18 protein-coding genes and 1 pseudogene are annotated in these 16,251 nt (G+C 41.8%); 17 read left to right on the top strand and 2 right to left on the bottom strand.

Annotated features, from left to right (window positions below):
• Positions 1-192 precede the first annotated feature (192 nt).
• Positions 193-1,872, bottom strand: a complete 1,680-nt coding sequence (gene rnjA, locus N5909_RS04400) for a ribonuclease J1 (protein WP_000331986.1) — start codon at positions 1,870-1,872, stop codon at positions 193-195.
• A 1-nt stretch (position 1,873) separates the two neighbouring features.
• Positions 1,874-2,107 carry a DNA-dependent RNA polymerase subunit epsilon gene (locus N5909_RS04405; protein ID WP_000639575.1) on the bottom strand — a complete coding sequence of 78 codons (234 nt, stop codon included), beginning with the start codon at positions 2,105-2,107 and terminating at the stop codon, positions 1,874-1,876.
• Positions 2,108-3,107: 1,000 nt separating this feature from the next.
• Between N5909_RS04405 and N5909_RS09800 the strand changes: the two are divergent.
• From N5909_RS09800 to N5909_RS04485, 17 genes and pseudogenes are all read left to right on the top strand, one after another.
• Positions 3,108-3,320, top strand: a pseudogene (locus N5909_RS09800) (hypothetical protein).
• Between the two features lie 104 nt (positions 3,321-3,424).
• Positions 3,425-4,108 (top strand): tRNA (adenosine(37)-N6)-threonylcarbamoyltransferase complex dimerization subunit type 1 TsaB, encoded by a 684-nt coding sequence (tsaB, locus tag N5909_RS04410; protein WP_020901818.1) that lies wholly within the window; start codon positions 3,425-3,427, stop codon positions 4,106-4,108.
• Entirely contained in the window at positions 4,105-4,542 is a 438-nt protein-coding gene (rimI, locus tag N5909_RS04415; protein WP_020901819.1) for a ribosomal protein S18-alanine N-acetyltransferase, read from the top strand. The genes tsaB and rimI overlap by 4 nt, the downstream gene beginning before the upstream one ends.
• Complete coding sequence (gene tsaD / locus N5909_RS04420) at positions 4,532-5,542, top strand: tRNA (adenosine(37)-N6)-threonylcarbamoyltransferase complex transferase subunit TsaD (RefSeq protein ID WP_261053009.1); 1,011 nt, start codon at positions 4,532-4,534, stop codon at positions 5,540-5,542. Before rimI ends, tsaD begins: the two co-directional genes overlap by 11 nt.
• A gap of 103 nt (positions 5,543-5,645) precedes the next feature.
• Positions 5,646-6,509, top strand: a complete 864-nt coding sequence (locus tag N5909_RS04425; protein ID WP_271630873.1) for an XRE/MutR family transcriptional regulator — start codon at positions 5,646-5,648, stop codon at positions 6,507-6,509.
• A 230-nt stretch (positions 6,510-6,739) separates the two neighbouring features.
• The gene (locus tag N5909_RS04430; RefSeq protein WP_004254985.1) at positions 6,740-7,024 is read left to right on the top strand and encodes a bacteriocin immunity protein; all 285 of its coding nucleotides are present in this window, start codon (positions 6,740-6,742) and stop codon (positions 7,022-7,024) included.
• Positions 7,025-7,145: 121 nt separating this feature from the next.
• A complete protein-coding gene (locus N5909_RS04435; RefSeq protein ID WP_004254988.1) occupies positions 7,146-8,372 on the top strand; it encodes an MFS transporter in 1,227 nt (408 codons plus the stop codon).
• A 143-nt stretch (positions 8,373-8,515) separates the two neighbouring features.
• Positions 8,516-8,962: a TetR/AcrR family transcriptional regulator gene (locus N5909_RS04440; RefSeq protein ID WP_004254991.1), complete on the top strand. Its 447-nt coding sequence runs from the start codon at positions 8,516-8,518 to the stop codon at positions 8,960-8,962.
• Between the two features lie 64 nt (positions 8,963-9,026).
• Entirely contained in the window at positions 9,027-9,200 is a 174-nt protein-coding gene (locus N5909_RS04445) for a hypothetical protein (RefSeq protein ID WP_228111531.1), read from the top strand.
• Positions 9,200-9,712: an HdeD family acid-resistance protein gene (locus N5909_RS04450; RefSeq protein ID WP_000036821.1), complete on the top strand. Its 513-nt coding sequence runs from the start codon at positions 9,200-9,202 to the stop codon at positions 9,710-9,712. The genes N5909_RS04445 and N5909_RS04450 overlap by 1 nt, the downstream gene beginning before the upstream one ends.
• A 240-nt stretch (positions 9,713-9,952) precedes the next feature.
• Positions 9,953-10,648: an AzlC family ABC transporter permease gene (locus N5909_RS04455; RefSeq protein WP_000659743.1), complete on the top strand. Its 696-nt coding sequence runs from the start codon at positions 9,953-9,955 to the stop codon at positions 10,646-10,648.
• Entirely contained in the window at positions 10,638-10,961 is a 324-nt protein-coding gene (locus N5909_RS04460; protein ID WP_070480078.1) for an AzlD domain-containing protein, read from the top strand. Before N5909_RS04455 ends, N5909_RS04460 begins: the two co-directional genes overlap by 11 nt.
• A 209-nt stretch (positions 10,962-11,170) precedes the next feature.
• The gene (locus tag N5909_RS04465) at positions 11,171-12,001 is read left to right on the top strand and encodes an amino acid ABC transporter substrate-binding protein (RefSeq protein WP_261026976.1); all 831 of its coding nucleotides are present in this window, start codon (positions 11,171-11,173) and stop codon (positions 11,999-12,001) included.
• Positions 12,002-12,154: 153 nt separating this feature from the next.
• Positions 12,155-13,009 carry a MetQ/NlpA family ABC transporter substrate-binding protein gene (locus tag N5909_RS04470; protein WP_000694523.1) on the top strand — a complete coding sequence of 285 codons (855 nt, stop codon included), beginning with the start codon at positions 12,155-12,157 and terminating at the stop codon, positions 13,007-13,009.
• Positions 13,010-13,108: 99 nt separating this feature from the next.
• On the top strand, positions 13,109-14,482 hold the full coding sequence (locus tag N5909_RS04475; RefSeq protein ID WP_000231805.1) for a M20 family metallopeptidase: 1,374 nt from the start codon (positions 13,109-13,111) through the stop codon (positions 14,480-14,482).
• Entirely contained in the window at positions 14,475-15,536 is a 1,062-nt protein-coding gene (locus tag N5909_RS04480; RefSeq protein ID WP_125408969.1) for a methionine ABC transporter ATP-binding protein, read from the top strand. The genes N5909_RS04475 and N5909_RS04480 overlap by 8 nt, the downstream gene beginning before the upstream one ends.
• Position 15,537: 1 nt before the next feature.
• Positions 15,538-16,230, top strand: coding sequence for a methionine ABC transporter permease (locus N5909_RS04485; protein WP_176139477.1), 693 nt, complete (start codon positions 15,538-15,540; stop codon positions 16,228-16,230).
• Positions 16,231-16,251 lie beyond the last annotated feature (21 nt).

The raw sequence follows: 16,251 nt of genomic DNA on the forward strand, positions 1-16,251 counted from the left end.
GGCTTCTTACGAATGAGTTCAAAGCTTGGCTTTGATTCATCTACAGCCTCCCATAGTTCCCCGAACTATGGGAGCTAACTTGAGTTATGCTTTCGCCTAGCCTTCTAGTCTGATTTCGATTTTTATTGAGTTTTAATATCAAAAGAAAGCATAGAGAAAAACAGCTCCGAATGTCGGGGCTGTTTTGTTGACTTATTCTTCATCTGGTGTGAGGATCATCGGGATGATAATCGGTTCACGTTCTGTATTTTCATAGAGGAAGGGGCGAATGGCGTTGACAATGGCACCATTGACAGACTGTACGCTAGCATCCTTGTTTTTCAGTGCAATCCGAATGGCATTGAAGAGGATACGTTGGCTTTGACGAATCAAATCACCAGATTCTCTCATGTAGACAAAGCCTCGGCTGAGGATATCTGGACCAGACAGAATCATCTGCGACTTGAAGTCAACGGTTGCGACTGCTAGAACGACACCGTCCTCAGATAAATCACGACGATCTTTGAGGACAGCTGCACCGATTTCACCGATACGATTTCCATCGACATAGATGTCTTGGGCGTTGAAATGACCTGCGATACGAGCTGAGTCAGCAGTAAGAGCAAGAACATCACCATTGCTCATGATAAAGATATTGTCCTTCTCGACACCAGTATCCACTGCTAGTCCAGCGTGGACTTTTTGCATGCGGTATTCACCGTGGACAGGCATGAAGTATTTTGGCTTAATCAAGCGGAGCATAAGTTTTTGCTCTTGCTGACCACCGTGTCCAGATGTATGGATATTGTTCACTTTACCGTGGATAACTTCGACACCAGCTTCAGAAATGATGTTAATCAGCTTGTTGACGCTAGTAGTGTTTCCAGGGATTGGGCTAGAAGAGAAGATAACCGTATCACCTGGTTGGAGTTGTACCTGACGGTGGGTTCCGTTGGCGATACGAGAGAGGGCAGCCATCGGCTCACCCTGACTACCTGTACAGAGAATGAGAACCTCGCCTGCAGGATAGTCTTTGATTTCATTTGGCTCGATAAAGGTTCCCTTAGGAGCTTTGATGTAGCCAAGCTCAATTCCGTTGACAATGGCCTTTTCCATAGAACGACCAAAGACCGCAATTTTGCGTCCAGTCTTAACAGCAGCTTCTGTTGCTTGCTGGAGACGGAAGATATTTGAGGCAAAGGATGCAAAGATGATGCGTCCTTCAATGCCTTGGATAATCTTCATGATGGACTGACCAACGACTTTTTCAGAATTGGTAAAGGTTGGCACTTCCGCATTTGTCGAGTCAGACAGGAGACAGAGTACGCCTTCTTCACCAAGGGCAGCCATACGGTGCAAGTCCGCAGGTTCTCCAACTGGCGTGAAGTCGAACTTGAAGTCACCCGTACAGACGATTTTCCCTTGAGGAGTATGAATAACAATCCCCAAAGGCTCTGGAATGGAGTGAGTCGTTCTAAAGAAAGTTGCCTTGAGATTTTTAAAGGTCAACTCAGTATTGTGATTGATTTCGTAAAGTTTGGCGTTGCGCAAGAGGCCATGTTCTTCGAGTTTTCCACGGATTAAAGCCAAGGCAAGCGGTCCAGCATAGATAGGGACATTTGCTTGCTTGAGCAGGAATGGAATCCCACCGATGTGGTCCTCGTGTCCGTGTGTGATCAAAACAGCCTTGACGCGGTCGATGTTGTCCACGATGTAAGAGTAGTCAGGAATGACATAGTCGATACCCAGTAAGTCATCTTCTGGGAATTTAATCCCAGCATCGACGATGATAATCTCATCTTGGTATTCAATCCCGTAAGTGTTTTTCCCGATTTCTCCCAGACCACCGATGGCAAAAACGCCGACTTCTTCAGGTTTAAGAGTGTAGGCCATATTAGAACTCCGTGATTTCGAAAGCGCCAGTTTCTTTTTCGTAATCTAGCAATTTGTCAGACAAGCGTTCGATATACTCGATGTTGTACTCTGGGCGATTTTCTTCGACAAGTTGGCGAGCAGCGATACGGCCCTCAAGTTCTGAGCTGGCATCAATGTCTAGGTAAAGTGCGCGTGTTGTTTCACGACGTGGGCTACGTTCTTTTGTTTCTTGATAAAAAACTTTGTAAATCATATAGTTCCTTTCTATTTACAGGTCAGCTTATTCCAAACTTTTAGCAGAGATTTGTTGATTTCATTCCATTTTGTGTCTAGATTGACCTTGATTCGTTACAATTATTTCAATTATACCACAAAATGAAAAATTAGTAAAAGACGGAAACGAGAAAGTCGTGAGGGGAAGAGGGAGCAAAAGATAGATAGGATTCGTTCGGAGAGCGCTTAGGTGTTATAATTAAAGGGGAAATCTAAAGAGATAGTAGATTTAAGGGAGAATATAGTTCTAGTTTCATTAATCGTTGGTGTAGATGGTTGGGACAGAATGGTATCTTTGAAAAAAGAAAAAGCTCTTGAGAAATCTCGAGAGCAAATAAAAAAGCTGAGACAAAACTCGGGGATTTTCCTGGAGCAGTCCAGGTGGCAGCACCTCTACCTGAAGCGAATGCATCGCAACCTTTGAATGACTTGTCACCAAATCAAACTCGATCTCAGCCTTTACTTAATTCTATCATCTATGAGGTTAAGAAGTCAATCTATAAGTATAACGATGTAGAAATAGCAAGATGGAGTGGAGTGCTTACTAAAAGGCAAAGACAAGCACTTAATTTAAGAGTAAGCAAAAAGAGAGGACCAATGGTAGTCAGGGGTCTTTACAGCTCAAAGCTGAAGGCAGTCCCACACCCGTACCAGAAGTTGGTACCTTTGAACGCTCTGTTACCAGTCGCTCTACGTTATCCTCTCAATATTTATATTTTACTATAACTTACTGAGGGAATCAACTTTAAAAGCATCAAAAAGCTCCTGACCGAAGTCAAGAGCTGTCGAACACTGGGGGCGAATTGTTCAATCGCAATTCCAGTTCTTTAGAAACCAAAGTTTCAGGGATAGCACCGCAACCCGAAGAGTCAACGACTCAACCTGATTTTCCTACCAGTGTTGAATTACATTTTAACATTGATAGACCAACATAGTCAACAGTTTATATAAAAATAGGAATACCAAAAGTAGGATTAAGAATGTTTAGTTTGTTTGAATTTGCGATAGGGTTGGCCTCTTGGTGTTTATAGTCTTTGTAGTCTGTGTCTAAGGGGGAATGCTCTGTTTGTATATCTGGGACACCGCAAAAAAAATTCCTTTGGAAGCTTGCTTTTGTGACTCTCTACTCGCTTTTTCTCCTCCTCGTAACCTATGTCGTTTGGTTTGTATTTTACTTTGGATTAAATGCTTAGATGCCCTGCTCATGCTGGGGCATTTTTATTTGGGGGCAAAGAAAATTCCCATGTGCCAGCTTTTGTAGTATAATAGTAAGCAGACCAAAAGATAGGAATGTGTTATGAAAGTATTAGCTTTTGATACGTCCAGCAAGGCTCTTTCTCTCGCTATTTTAGAGGACAAGCAGGTTCTTGCCGAGACGACGATTAATATTAAGAAAAATCACAGTATTACCCTTATGCCTGCCATCGATTTTTTGATGGCAAGTTTGGATTGGACGCCCAAGGATTTGGATCGAATCGTGGTGGCGGAAGGACCAGGTAGCTACACAGGCTTGCGAATCGCGGTAGCAACTGCCAAGACTTTGGCTCATACCCTGAACATTGAGTTAGTTGGTATGTCTAGCCTCTTGGCTCTGGTGCCCTACCAACAAGAAGGCTTGTTCGTTCCCTTGATGGATGCGCGTCGCAACAATGTTTATGCAGGATTTTATGAAAATGCCAAACCTGTCATGCCAGAAGCGCACCTATCTTTTGAAGAGGTGTTAGAGAAAGTTAAGGGGGCTAGTCAGGTAACCTTTGTCGGAGAAGTTGCCCCCTTTGTGGAGCAGATTCAAGAACACTTGCCAAGGACTAATTACAAAGAAACCTTGCCTAATGCAGCCAATCTTGCTCTTTTGGCTTGGGACAAGGAAGCAGACTCCTTGCATGATTTTGTGCCGAACTACCTCAAGCGTGTTGAGGCTGAGGAAAACTGGCTCAAGAACCATACCGAGTCTGGTAAGTCCTACATTAAACGCCTATGATAGAAATCAAACGAACTCACCAGCAACCTGATCTGGCTCAAGCCATCTACGCTGTTATGATAGCTGTTTACCCAGTCAGTCCTTGGACGCTGGAACAAATCCAAGCAGACCTGTCCCAAGACCAGACTTGGTATGCTCTAGCTTATGATGGGGAAGAAGTGATTGGCTTTCTAGCTGTGCAGGAGAATCTTTTTGAGGCAGAAGTCCTGCAAATCGCTGTCAAACAAACCTATCAGGGTCAGGGAATTGCATCAGCCTTGTTTGCTCAATTGCCGACAGACAAGGAGATTTTCCTCGAAGTCAGAAAGTCAAATCACCGAGCACAAGCATTTTACAAGAAAGAAAAGATGGCAGTCATCGCTGAGCGAAAGGCCTACTACCATGACCCAGTCGAGGATGCCATTATCATGAAGAGAGAAATAGATGAAGGATAGATATATTTTAGCATTTGAGACATCCTGTGATGAGACCAGTGTCGCCGTCTTGAAAAACGACGATGAGCTCTTGTCTAATGTCATTGCTAGTCAAATTGAGAGCCACAAACGTTTTGGGGGCGTAGTGCCAGAAGTAGCCAGTCGTCACCATGTCGAGGTCATTACAGCCTGCATCGAGGAGGCGTTGGCAGAAGCAGGGATTACCGAAGACGATGTAACAGCTGTGGCGGTTACCTATGGACCTGGCTTGGTGGGAGCTTTACTAGTTGGTTTATCAGCTGCTAAGGCCTTTGCTTGGGCACATGGACTTCCGCTGATTCCCGTTAACCACATGGCTGGTCACCTTATGGCAGCTCAGAGCGTGGAGCCTTTGGAGTTTCCCTTGCTAGCCCTCTTGGTCAGCGGTGGACACACAGAGTTGGTTTATGTTTCGGAGGCTGGTGACTACAAGATTGTTGGGGAAACGCGAGATGACGCGGTTGGTGAGGCCTATGATAAGGTCGGCCGTGTCATGGGCTTGACCTATCCTGCCGGTCGTGAGATTGACGAGCTGGCTCATCAGGGGCAGGATATTTATGACTTTCCTCGTGCCATGATTAAGGAAGATAATCTGGAGTTTTCATTCTCAGGTTTGAAATCTGCCTTTATCAATCTTCACCATAATGCCGAGCAAAAGGGAGAAAGTCTGTCTACAGAGGACTTGTGTGCATCCTTCCAAGCAGCTGTCCTGGATATTCTCATGGCAAAAACTAAGAAGGCTTTGGAGAAATACCCTGTTAAAACTCTAGTCGTGGCAGGTGGTGTGGCAGCCAATAAAGGTCTCAGAGAACGCCTAGCAACTGAAATCACAGATGTCAAGGTTATCATCCCACCTCTGCGCCTCTGCGGAGATAATGCAGGTATGATTGCCTATGCCAGCGTCAGCGAGTGGAACAAAGAAAACTTTGCAAACTTGGATCTCAATGCCAAACCAAGTCTTGCTTTTGATACCATGGAATAAAGAGTCAGCTTAGGGCTGGCTTTTTTGCTCTCTTAAATGTCAGAATATTTTGACAAAACTATAAAAATGATGATATAATATCTAAACAATAGGAGGTGGTGAGATGATTGAGAGAATGGAGTTGGGAGAATTTTACAAGGAATTACGTTTGGCGAGAAAGCTCAAGCAGTCAGATGTGGCTTGTGCTGGACTAACAGCCTCTCAGTTGTCAAAGTTTGAGCTAGGGCAGTCTATGCTATCTGCGGATAAGTTGATCCTAGCCATCCAAGGGATCAATATGAATTTTGATGAGTTTGGTCATAAGCTAAACAATTATCAAGAATCCCTACATATGCAGATTGGTAGAAAGGTTGTGGATCGCTTTGCCCACCAAGATATAGCTGGTTTAGAGCAACTATTAGAGGAGGTCAAGCAAGAACAGATGGCGGAGACCTATCGTCGTTTGAATGCTATTGTAATCAAAGATGCCATCCATTCACTAGATAAAAGCTACCCACTGGCAGAGGAGGATAGCGAATTTTTGACCAGCTATCTCTATGCTATCGAGTCTTGGACCTGGTTTGAACTCTATATATTCTGTAATACCATGCCTTTCTTGAGTAATCAAGATTTGATATTTTTATCAACCTCTTTACTTGAAAAATCCAAGGAATTTAAAGAGTTGGTACATAATAGACTGTATATGAAAAGTGGATTTCTGAATATTATATCAGAACTTATGGAGCGTAAACTTTTCTCCTATATCCCAATCTTTGAAGTCGAGTTGGACAGTATGCTTCGTCCATACGATGTTTTTGAAAAAGTATTGTGGCAGTTTTTAAAGAAAATGAAGATTTTCCTTCAAACCAAAGGAAGCAATCAAAAAGAGATTGAAAGATTTATCCAATCTCTGCAAGTATTAGAAAATCCACAATTGCTAGCCCTCTTCGAATTGCGTTTGAAGCAATACAAAGAACTTATTGAGTAGTCAACAATTGCAAATCTGAAATTTCTATAAGAAAAAATATCAAATATGCGATTTTCTAAAATAAGCTAATTTTCGTGTTATACTATCCTTGTAAAGCACTTCAAGCAGATCCTAAGTCGCAGAAGTGGTTTATAGATGGGAATTCGTACAGTATATGTTTAATTATGAGCATACTGTAAATGGCTGGACTAAAAGTGAAACTTGGCGTCCTAGATAAAATGAGGTAAACGATGGAAAAACAAAGTCAGTTACAAATGTTAATTCATTCCCTATACAATAATAAAGAAATTAGCTTGACGGAAGAATTTAGGAAGCAATTGCTGGAAACAGCAAAACAGTTCTCTAGTACTAATGAAGATTTGTTAGCTGTACGTCTTTCTTTTGCCGTCTCTAAAGAATTGTTGAGCTTTAAAGGTGAACCGCCGACAGAGTTGTTGGATTTAGCAAAATTTGTCCAAAAGAAAGAAGCTAAATACAAGCAGGGAATAGTGTGGTCTGGTATTTTTAAGATATGATTTATTATAAAATACGGCATGAACATCATATAATGGATGAATCTGAATATGAGCAAGGCTTGGAGTTCAATATTAAACCAAGTCTTGTTTTCTATACACTGGAACTTTAAAAGGAGTTGTGATGAAAGTATTTCTTCAAAATAGAAATTTTAGGCAATTAACCATCAACCAGTGGATTTCAACGGTTGGGGATACGATTTTTTATCTGGCCTTTTTGAATTATGTGGCAGATGCATCTTTTGCCCCTTTGGCGATTTTACTGATCACGATTTCAGAAACCCTTCCTCAAGTTCTGCAAATCTTTCTGGGAGTTTTGGCGGATTTTCAACATCATCGTGTCCTAAAATATACAATGATTAGTTTTGCAAAATTTTTGCTTTACTCTATCGTTTCTTTATCACTTTCAGGGCAGTCCTTTTCCTTGTTATTAGTAGCATTTATTTGTCTGATTAACCTCTTATCTGACACATTGAGTTATTTTTCAGGCGCCATGCTCACTCCGATTTTCATTAGAATTATTGGGCAAGACCATCTGGCAGAAGCTATTGGATTTAAACAGTCAACTGTTAGTTTAGTGAAAACAATCAGTAATATTCTAGGAGGAGTCTTACTAGGTATTCTATCTATCCAGTCTATTTCCTTACTGAATGCTCTGACCTTTTTAATCGCATTTTTAGGTATTCTTTTCATAAAAACAGACCTCTTGAAAGTAGAAAAAACGATTAGCTATCAAGAAGGACTCTCTGTAAAATCCTTTTGCCAGCATCTGCTCCAATCATCAAAATTGATATGGAATATGAATAAGGTGCTCTTGGTTTTGTTTATTATCTCTATTAGTCAAGCAGTGATAAATGTTACAGTTCCTGTTTCTACTCTGTTTTTGAGGAATCAGCCCTTTTTGAATTTACAAACAGGTCAATCTCTTGCCTTGTTATCCACCCTTGAATTGTCAGCCCTTATTGTCGGAAGCCTTGTGAGTGGCTATCTGAAGAATACAATCTCCATAAAACTAGCCCTATATGCCTCGCTTATTATCCAATTACTCCTTTTAGTTGGCTTTGTGGCAGTTCGTTTTGACTGGATTCTTATCTTTAGTGCCTTGGATGCCTTTTTCGCAGGTATCCTCTCTCCTCGATTACAGGAACTCATTTTTAAACAAATACCTGAGGAGTCAATGGGAGCAGTTCAATCCTCTATCGGTGCCATTACAGTTGTTTTACCTAGCTTATTTACAATAGCTTTGGTAACCATTGCTACTAGCTTTGGAACTCTGGCAGTTAGCTTTGTTTTATTGCTATTTCTTCTAGCTGCCTTTATCATACTCTTGAATATCCGTGAAAACATTTAGCGAAGAATGTGTATATTATATGTTTGAGACTGGATTCCAGTCTGTTTATGATGGCTACAATCAGCAGACTGTTAAATTTTTGAGAAAGTTGCTTGACACTTCAGACCAATCGGTTTATAATTAAAAAATGTAGAGATAAATACATGAGAAAAGAAGAAAAAACAAGACTACGAAGAGAGAAAATCATTACCGCTGCTTTGTTTGAATTTGCTACAAAAGGCTATCAAGGTTTTGTCATCAATGAACTTTGTAAAGTGGATGGTATTTCCAAAGGAGTTTTGTATCATAATTTTTCAGGGAAATCAGACCTCTATCTAACTTGTTTTCAGGAGAGTTTTGAGAAAGCTTTGGCAGTGTTTCTGGGGGTGGAAGGTCAAGTGCCCTCCTTAGCTGATTATATGGAAAGACGTCACCAATTTTATCAGCAATACCCAGAACATAGCCACATTTTCTTTGAGGCAATGATTGCGACACCAGAAGAATTGGAAGCAGACATTGCACCACAGAAAGCTATCTTTTTGGACTTGAATGAACAAGTTTGTCAAAAACTTATATCAGAATCCAAAAGCTATCTTTTTGGACTTGAATGAACAAGTTTGTCAAAAACTTATATCAGAATCCAAACTGAAAGAGCATATTGATGAGAAACGAGCTATGGACTATCTGCGATTGATTCAGGATATGTTTCGTTCCTATTATTTAACTGTTTCGTCAGATAGCAGTTTGCCTGACTTGGTTTCAGGATATGAACATCAATTATCACAGGTTTTGGATATGATGATTTATGGAATACTAGAGGAAGATTCCTCTAAAAAAGGAGAAAAATAATGTCGAAAATTTGGAAATGGTTGTTACTAATTGCGGGTATTTTTGCAGTTTTTGTAGGTTTTAATATGTTTGCACATCCTCTTATTAGCTTGGCTTCCATGACTTTCTGGTTTGCACTTGTATTTGCAGTTCAAGGGATTTCTGAGATTGTACAATACTTCAAATCAGAAGAAAAGCATGGCTGGAATTTATTTGGAGGAATTGTTACCCTCATCCTCGCTCTTACCTTGTTCTCAGGTAGCTTTATTGAAATGGTAACATTTGTACCATTTATCATTTCTTTATGGGCCTTGACAAATGGTATTACAAAAACTATCGTTGGTTTCAAGGTTCGTAAGACGGATAAATCGGTAGGTACCCCTCTAGTTTGGATGGGGATTTTAGGAATCGTAGCAGGTTTAATCATGATGGGACACCCATTGATGACCGGTCTCTATATTAGTTACACCATTGCCTTTGTCTTTATTTATCAAGGTATTGTGGCAATTGTTCAATTCTTCAAGATTAAATAAGAATAAAATGGAGTCTGTCTGATTACAATCAGCAGACTTTTTTCTCTTTCCTGAATGTGTTATAATAGTCCATGCTATGGCTGGAGCCTTTTCAGCCTACTTATACTCTTCGAAAATCTCTTTAAACTGCGTCAGCTTCTATCTGCAACCTCAAAACAATGTTTTGAGCAACCTGTGGCCAGCTTTCTAGTTTGCTCTTTGATTTTCATTGAGTATTATTAAGACAATATGAGGAGAAAGATGAAAGAAAAAGGATTTTGGGAGGGGGCGCAGGCGGCCATGCCAACGGCCCTTGGTTATGTCAGTATTGGCTTGGCCTGTGGGATTATTGGTGCGCCCTATGTGACACCTGTTGAGATGGGCTTGATGAGCCTCTTTGTTTATGCTGGGAGTGCCCAGTTTGCCATGTTGGCACTGATTGCGGTTCAAGCTCCTGTGGCAGCTATTGCTATGACGGTCTTTTTGATCAATTTGCGTCTCTTTTTGTTGAGCTTGCACGCATCAACCTATTTCCGTCATACCAGTCTCTGGCAAAATATCGGTATGTCTAGCCTCTTGACAGATGAGACTTATGGTGTTTTGATGGGCGAGTTAGCCCATACAGACAAGGTCAATCCTATGTGGATGCACGGAAACAATCTCAACAGCTATGTGGCTTGGTTTGTGGGAACAGTTGTCGGAACGGCTCTGGGTGGCCTGCTACCAAATCCAGAAATCTTTGGATTAGATTTTGCCTTGGTTGGGATGTTCATCGGAATTTTTGCTTCGCAATTCCAGATTATGCAAAGACGGATTCCTGTCCGCAATCTGCTCATTATCCTAGCAGTTGTTGCGGTGTCCTTCTTTTTACTCTTAACAGTGGTGTCTCAGTCACTAGCTGTTCTGTTTGCGACGCTACTTGGTTGTACAATGGGGGTGGTATTAGATGGTCAGTAAGTATCTTTTATTAGCAGTTATTTTCTCTGGCTTGGTGACCTGGATTCCCCGTATGATTCCCTTCATCTTGGTCAAGTATAAGGGTTTGCCTGCAATCGTTGAGCGTTTTTTGAAGTTCTTGCCCGTTTCTATTATCTTTGCCTTGATTCTTTCAAGCGTAGTGACAGGTAAGATTGGCAGCCTTCCTCAAATCAAATGGCTGGACTTCTTAGCAGTCTTTCCAACAGCTTGGGTAGCCTTTCGCTACCGCAATCTTGTCGGAACAGTTCTCTTTGGAGTGGTCTTAATTGCAGTCTTGCGTTTGGTCTTTTAATACTCTTCGAAAATCAAATTCAAACCACGTCAGCGTCGCCTTACCGTACTCAAGTACAGCTTGCGGCTAGCTTCCTAGTTTGCTCTTTGATTTTCATTGAGTATAAATCAGCCATAAAGAAAACCTATCACAGAGATAGATATCATATAATGGCGTAAATTCTCTTTTTCTGTTAAAATTATAAGGTATTCTATTTTGGAGGAAATGATATGAAAAAAATCGTTAAATACTCATCTCTTGCTGCCCTAGGGCTTGTTGCTGCAGGTGTTCTAGCAGCTTGCTCAGGTGGTGCTAAGAAAGAAGGAGAAGCAACTAGCAAGAAAGAAATTATCGTTGCAACTAATGCTACACCAAAACCATTCAACTATGAAGAAAATGGCGAATTGACTGGTTACGAAATTGAAGTGGTTCGCGCTATCTTTAAAGACTCTGACAAGTATGATGTCAAGTTTGAGAAGACAGAGTGGTCAGGAGTCTTTGCAGGACTTGATGCCGACCGTTACAATATGGCTGTTAGCAACATCAGCTACACTAAAGAACGTGCTGAAAAATACCTTTATGCAGCTCCAACTGCTAAAAACCCTAACGTTCTTGTAGTGAAAAAAGATGACCCTAGCATCAAATCGCTTGATGATATCGGTGGAAAATCAACAGAAGTTGTTCAAGGGACAACTTCTGCTAAACAGCTAGAAGACTACAACAAACAACACGCAGATAATCCAACTGTCCTAAAGTATACTAAAGCAGACTTCCAACAAATCATGGGACGCTTGAGCGATGGCCAGTTTGACTACAAGATTTTTGATAAAATCGGTGTTGAAACAGTCATCAAGGACCAAGGTTTGGACAACTTGAAAGTGATCGAACTTCCAAGCGACCAACAACCTTATGTTTACCCACTTCTTGCTAAAGGTCAAGATGAGTTGAAAACATTTGTAGACAAACGTATCCAAGAACTCTACAAAGACGGAACTCTTGAAAAATTGTCTAAACAATTCTTCGGAGACACTTATCTACCAGCAGAAGCTGATATTAAATAATTTCTTGAAATCATCCATTCTGAGTAAGTTGGGTGATTTCTCAATTTTTAGGGTTATAGTTTTAAACTATATATCTGGCTATCTAATAACAATTTGTGAAATCAAACAAATTGTGAGATACTAGTACGGTATTATTTTTAAGGAGAAAGAATCATGAAAATCAAAAAATGGCTTGGTGTAGCAGCCCTTGCTACAGTCGCAGGTTTGGCTCTTGCAGCTTGCGGAAACTCAGAAAAGAAAGCAGACAATGCAACAACTATCAAAATCGCAACTGTTAACCGTAGCGGTTCTGAAGAAAAACGTTGGGACAAAATCCAAGAATTGGTTAAAAAAGATGGTATTACCTTGGAATTTACAGAGTTCACAGACTACTCACAACCAAACAAGGCAACTGCTGATGGCGAAGTAGATTTGAACGCTTTCCAACACTATAACTTCTTGAACAACTGGAACAAAGAAAACGGAAAAGACCTTGTAGCGATTGCAGATACTTACATCTCTCCAATCCGTCTTTACTCAGGTTTGAATGGAAGTGACAACAAGTACACTAAAGTAGAAGACATCCCAGCAAACGGAGAAATCGCTGTACCAAACGACGCTACAAACGAAAGTCGTGCACTTTACTTGCTTCAATCAGCTGGCTTGATTAAATTGGATGTTTCTGGAACTGCTCTTGCAACAGTTGCTAACATCAAAGAAAATCCAAAGAACTTGAAAATCACTGAATTGGATGCTAGCCAAACAGCTCGTTCATTGTCATCAGTTGACGCTGCCGTTGTAAACAATACCTTCGTTACAGAAGCAAAATTGGACTACAAGAAAGCACTTTTCAAAGAACAAGCTGATGAAAATTCAAAACAATGGTACAACATCATCGTTGCGAAAAAAGATTGGGAAACATCACCAAAAGCTGATGCTATCAAGAAAGTGATCGCAGCTTACCACACAGATGACGTGAAAAAAGTTATCGAAGAAACATCAGACGGTTTGGATCAACCAGTTTGGTAATAAGAAACAGGGAGGTGGGAGAGAAAATTCCACCTCTTGCTTTTGTATAGAGCATGGATTGTAAAGAAGACTATAGGTTCATAGAAAGGTAGAGAGAATATGGTTTTTCCTAGCGAACAAGAACAGATTGAAAAATTTGAAAAGGATCATGTAGCCCAGCATTATTTTGAGGTTTTGCGTACCTTGATTTCTAAGAAGTCGGTCTTTGCCCAACAGGTTGGACTTAAGGAAGTTGCCAACTATCTGGGTGAGATTTTCAAGCGTGTTGGGGCTGAAGTGGAGATTGATGAGACTTATACGGCGCCCTTTGTCATGGCACATTTCAAGAGTTCGCGTCCAGATGCCAAGACCCTGATTTTCTATAACCACTATGACACTGTGCCAGCGGATGGGGATCAGGTGTGGACAGAGGATCCCTTTACGCTTTCGGTCCGCAATGGCTTTATGTATGGGCGTGGGGTTGATGACGACAAGGGTCATATCACGGCTCGTTTGAGTGCTTTGAGAAAATACATGCAGCACCATGATGACCTGCCTGTCAATATCAGTTTTATCATGGAGGGAGCGGAGGAATCCGCTTCGACAGACCTAGATAAGTATCTAGAAAAGCATGCGGATAAACTCCGTGGTGCAGATTTGTTGGTCTGGGAACAAGGAACCAAAAATGCCTTGGAACAGCTGGAAATTTCTGGTGGAAATAAGGGGATTGTGACCTTTGATGCCAAGGTGAAAAGCGCTGATGTGGATATCCATTCTAGTTATGGTGGGGTTGTGGAATCAGCTCCCTGGTATCTCCTTCAAGCCATACAGTCTCTTCGTGCAGCAGATGGCCGTATCTTGGTTGAAGGTTTGTACGAAGAAGTTCAAGAGCCAAATGAACGTGAATTGGCCTTGGTGGGTACCTATGCCCAACGAAATCCAGGGGAAATCAGCCAGATTTATGGTTTGGAATTACCCCTTTTACAAGAGGACCGCGCAGCCTTTCTGAAACGTTTCTTTTTCGAGCCAGCCCTTAATATCGAAGGGATTCAGTCAGGTTACCAAGGACAAGGGGTTAAAACGATTTTACCAGCAGAAGCCAGTGCTAAGCTAGAGGTTCGTTTGGTTCCTGGTCTAGAACCGCATGATGTTCTGGAAAAAATTCGGAAACAGCTAGACAAAAATGGCTTTGATAAGGTAGAATTATACTATACCTTGGGAGAGATGAGCTATCGAAGCGATATGAGCGCACCAGCCATTCTCAATGTAATCGAGTTGGCCAAGAAATTCTATCCACAGGGCGTTTCAGTCTTGCCGACAACAGCGGGGACAGGGCCTATGCATACGGTCTTTGATGCCCTAGAGGTACCAATGGTGGCCTTCGGTCTAGGAAATGCCAACAGTCGAGACCACGGTGGGGATGAAAATGTGCGAATCGCCGATTATTACACCCATATTGAATTAGTAGAGGAGCTGATTAGAAGCTATGAGTAGAGATATTATCAAGTTAGATCAGATTGATGTGACTTTTCACCAAAAGAAGAGAACCATCACAGCGGTCAAGGATGTGACCATTCACATCCAAGAAGGGGATATCTACGGAATCGTTGGATATTCTGGAGCAGGGAAATCAACCCTTGTACGGGTGATTAATCTCTTGCAAAAGCCATCTGCAGGTAAAATCACCATTGACGACGATGTGATTTTTGATGGCAAGGTGACATTGACAGCCGAGCAGTTGCGTCGTAAACGTCAAGATATCGGAATGATTTTCCAGCACTTTAACCTGATGAGTCAAAAGACAGCAGAGGAGAACGTAGCCTTTGCCCTTAAACACTCTGGACTTAGTAAGGAAGAAAAGAAAGCTAAAGTAGCTAAGTTGTTGGACTTGGTTGGCTTGGCGGACCGTGCTGAAAACTACCCTTCACAGCTATCTGGAGGGCAAAAACAGCGTGTGGCCATTGCGCGTGCCTTGGCAAATGATCCAAAAATCTTGATTTCAGACGAGTCCACTTCTGCCCTTGACCCTAAGACAACCAAGCAGATTTTGGCCTTGTTGCAAGATTTGAACCAAAAATTAGGCTTGACGGTTGTCTTGATTACGCATGAAATGCAGATTGTCAAAGATATCGCCAATCGTGTAGCAGTTATGCAGGATGGGAATTTGATTGAAGAGGGCAGCGTCCTTGAAATCTTCTCAAACCCTAAACAACCCTTGACCCAAGATTTTATCTCAACAGCTACAGGTATTGACGAAGCCATGGTCAAGATTGAGAAGCAAGAAATCGTGCAACATCTGTCTGAAAACAGCCTTTTGGTGCAACTCAAGTATGCAGGGGCTTCAACAGACGAGCCACTTTTGAATGAATTGTACAAGCATTACCAAGTAACGGCTAATATCCTCTATGGAAATATCGAAATCCTCGATGGCACTCCTGTTGGAGAATTGGTGGTGGTCTTGTCAGGTGAAAAAGCAGCGTTGGCAGATGCCCAAGAAGCCATTCGTCAAGCAGGCGTACAACTAAAAGTATTGAAGGGAGGACAGTAAGATGGAATCATTGATTCAAACCTATTTACCAAATGTTTATAAAATGGGCTGGGCTGGTCAAGCAGGCTGGGGAACAGCCATCTACCTAACCCTTTATATGACAGTTCTTTCTTTCATCATCGGAGGTTTCTTGGGGCTTGTTGCAGGGCTCTTCCTTGTCTTGACAGCGCCAGGTGGTGTCTTGGAAAATAAGGTCGTCTTCTGGATTTTAGACAAAATTACCTCAATTTTTCGTGCGGTTCCTTTCATCATTCTCTTGGCAGTCTTGTCACCCTTCTCTCATCTAATCGTAGGGACAAGTATCGGGCCAAATGCGGCTATTGTACCCCTATCTTTTGCGGTCTTTGCCTTCTTTGCCCGTCAGGTGCAGGTTGTCTTGGCTGAACTGGATGGCGGTGTCATTGAGGCGGCTCAAGCTAGCGGAGCGACCTTCTGGGACATCGTAGGTGTTTATCTATCAGAAGGTCTGCCAGATTTGATCCGTGTGACGACTGTGACCTTGATTTCCCTTGTTGGTGAAACAGCTATGGCTGGTGCGGTTGGAGCTGGTGGTATCGGTAACGTAGCCATCGCTTATGGATTTAACCGCTACAATCACGATGTGACCATCTTGGCAACCATCATTATCATTTTGATTATCTTTGCAATCCAATTCTTGGGAGATTTCCTGACCAATAAATTGAGTCATAAATAAAAAAGAGCCGTGTGGCTCTTT

This window comes from Streptococcus gwangjuensis, assembly GCF_028156745.1.
GTDB classification, from domain to species: Bacteria; Bacillota; Bacilli; order Lactobacillales; family Streptococcaceae; genus Streptococcus; species Streptococcus gwangjuense_A.

Bases quoted from the DNA above. Each gene is read 5' to 3' on its own strand.
- tsaD (WP_261053009.1), top strand. From the start codon at position 4,532: ATGAAGGATAGATATATTTTAGCATTTGAGACATCCTGTGATGAGACC.
- N5909_RS04470 (WP_000694523.1), top strand. From the start codon at position 12,155: ATGAAAATCAAAAAATGGCTTGGTGTAGCAGCCCTTGCTACAGTCGCA.
- N5909_RS04435 (WP_004254988.1), top strand. From the start codon at position 7,146: ATGAAAGTATTTCTTCAAAATAGAAATTTTAGGCAATTAACCATCAAC.
- N5909_RS04430 (WP_004254985.1), top strand. From the start codon at position 6,740: ATGGAAAAACAAAGTCAGTTACAAATGTTAATTCATTCCCTATACAAT.
- rimI (WP_020901819.1), top strand. From the start codon at position 4,105: ATGATAGAAATCAAACGAACTCACCAGCAACCTGATCTGGCTCAAGCC.
- N5909_RS04475 (WP_000231805.1), top strand. From the start codon at position 13,109: ATGGTTTTTCCTAGCGAACAAGAACAGATTGAAAAATTTGAAAAGGAT.
- tsaB (WP_020901818.1), top strand. From the start codon at position 3,425: ATGAAAGTATTAGCTTTTGATACGTCCAGCAAGGCTCTTTCTCTCGCT.
- N5909_RS04455 (WP_000659743.1), top strand. From the start codon at position 9,953: ATGAAAGAAAAAGGATTTTGGGAGGGGGCGCAGGCGGCCATGCCAACG.
- rnjA (WP_000331986.1), bottom strand. From the start codon at position 1,872: ATGGCCTACACTCTTAAACCTGAAGAAGTCGGCGTTTTTGCCATCGGT.
- N5909_RS04465 (WP_261026976.1), top strand. From the start codon at position 11,171: ATGAAAAAAATCGTTAAATACTCATCTCTTGCTGCCCTAGGGCTTGTT.
- N5909_RS04485 (WP_176139477.1), top strand. From the start codon at position 15,538: ATGGAATCATTGATTCAAACCTATTTACCAAATGTTTATAAAATGGGC.
- N5909_RS04425 (WP_271630873.1), top strand. From the start codon at position 5,646: ATGATTGAGAGAATGGAGTTGGGAGAATTTTACAAGGAATTACGTTTG.
- N5909_RS04445 (WP_228111531.1), top strand. From the start codon at position 9,027: ATGGACTATCTGCGATTGATTCAGGATATGTTTCGTTCCTATTATTTA.
- N5909_RS04405 (WP_000639575.1), bottom strand. From the start codon at position 2,107: ATGATTTACAAAGTTTTTTATCAAGAAACAAAAGAACGTAGCCCACGT.
- N5909_RS04460 (WP_070480078.1), top strand. From the start codon at position 10,638: ATGGTCAGTAAGTATCTTTTATTAGCAGTTATTTTCTCTGGCTTGGTG.
- N5909_RS04440 (WP_004254991.1), top strand. From the start codon at position 8,516: ATGAGAAAAGAAGAAAAAACAAGACTACGAAGAGAGAAAATCATTACC.
- N5909_RS04480 (WP_125408969.1), top strand. From the start codon at position 14,475: ATGAGTAGAGATATTATCAAGTTAGATCAGATTGATGTGACTTTTCAC.
- N5909_RS04450 (WP_000036821.1), top strand. From the start codon at position 9,200: ATGTCGAAAATTTGGAAATGGTTGTTACTAATTGCGGGTATTTTTGCA.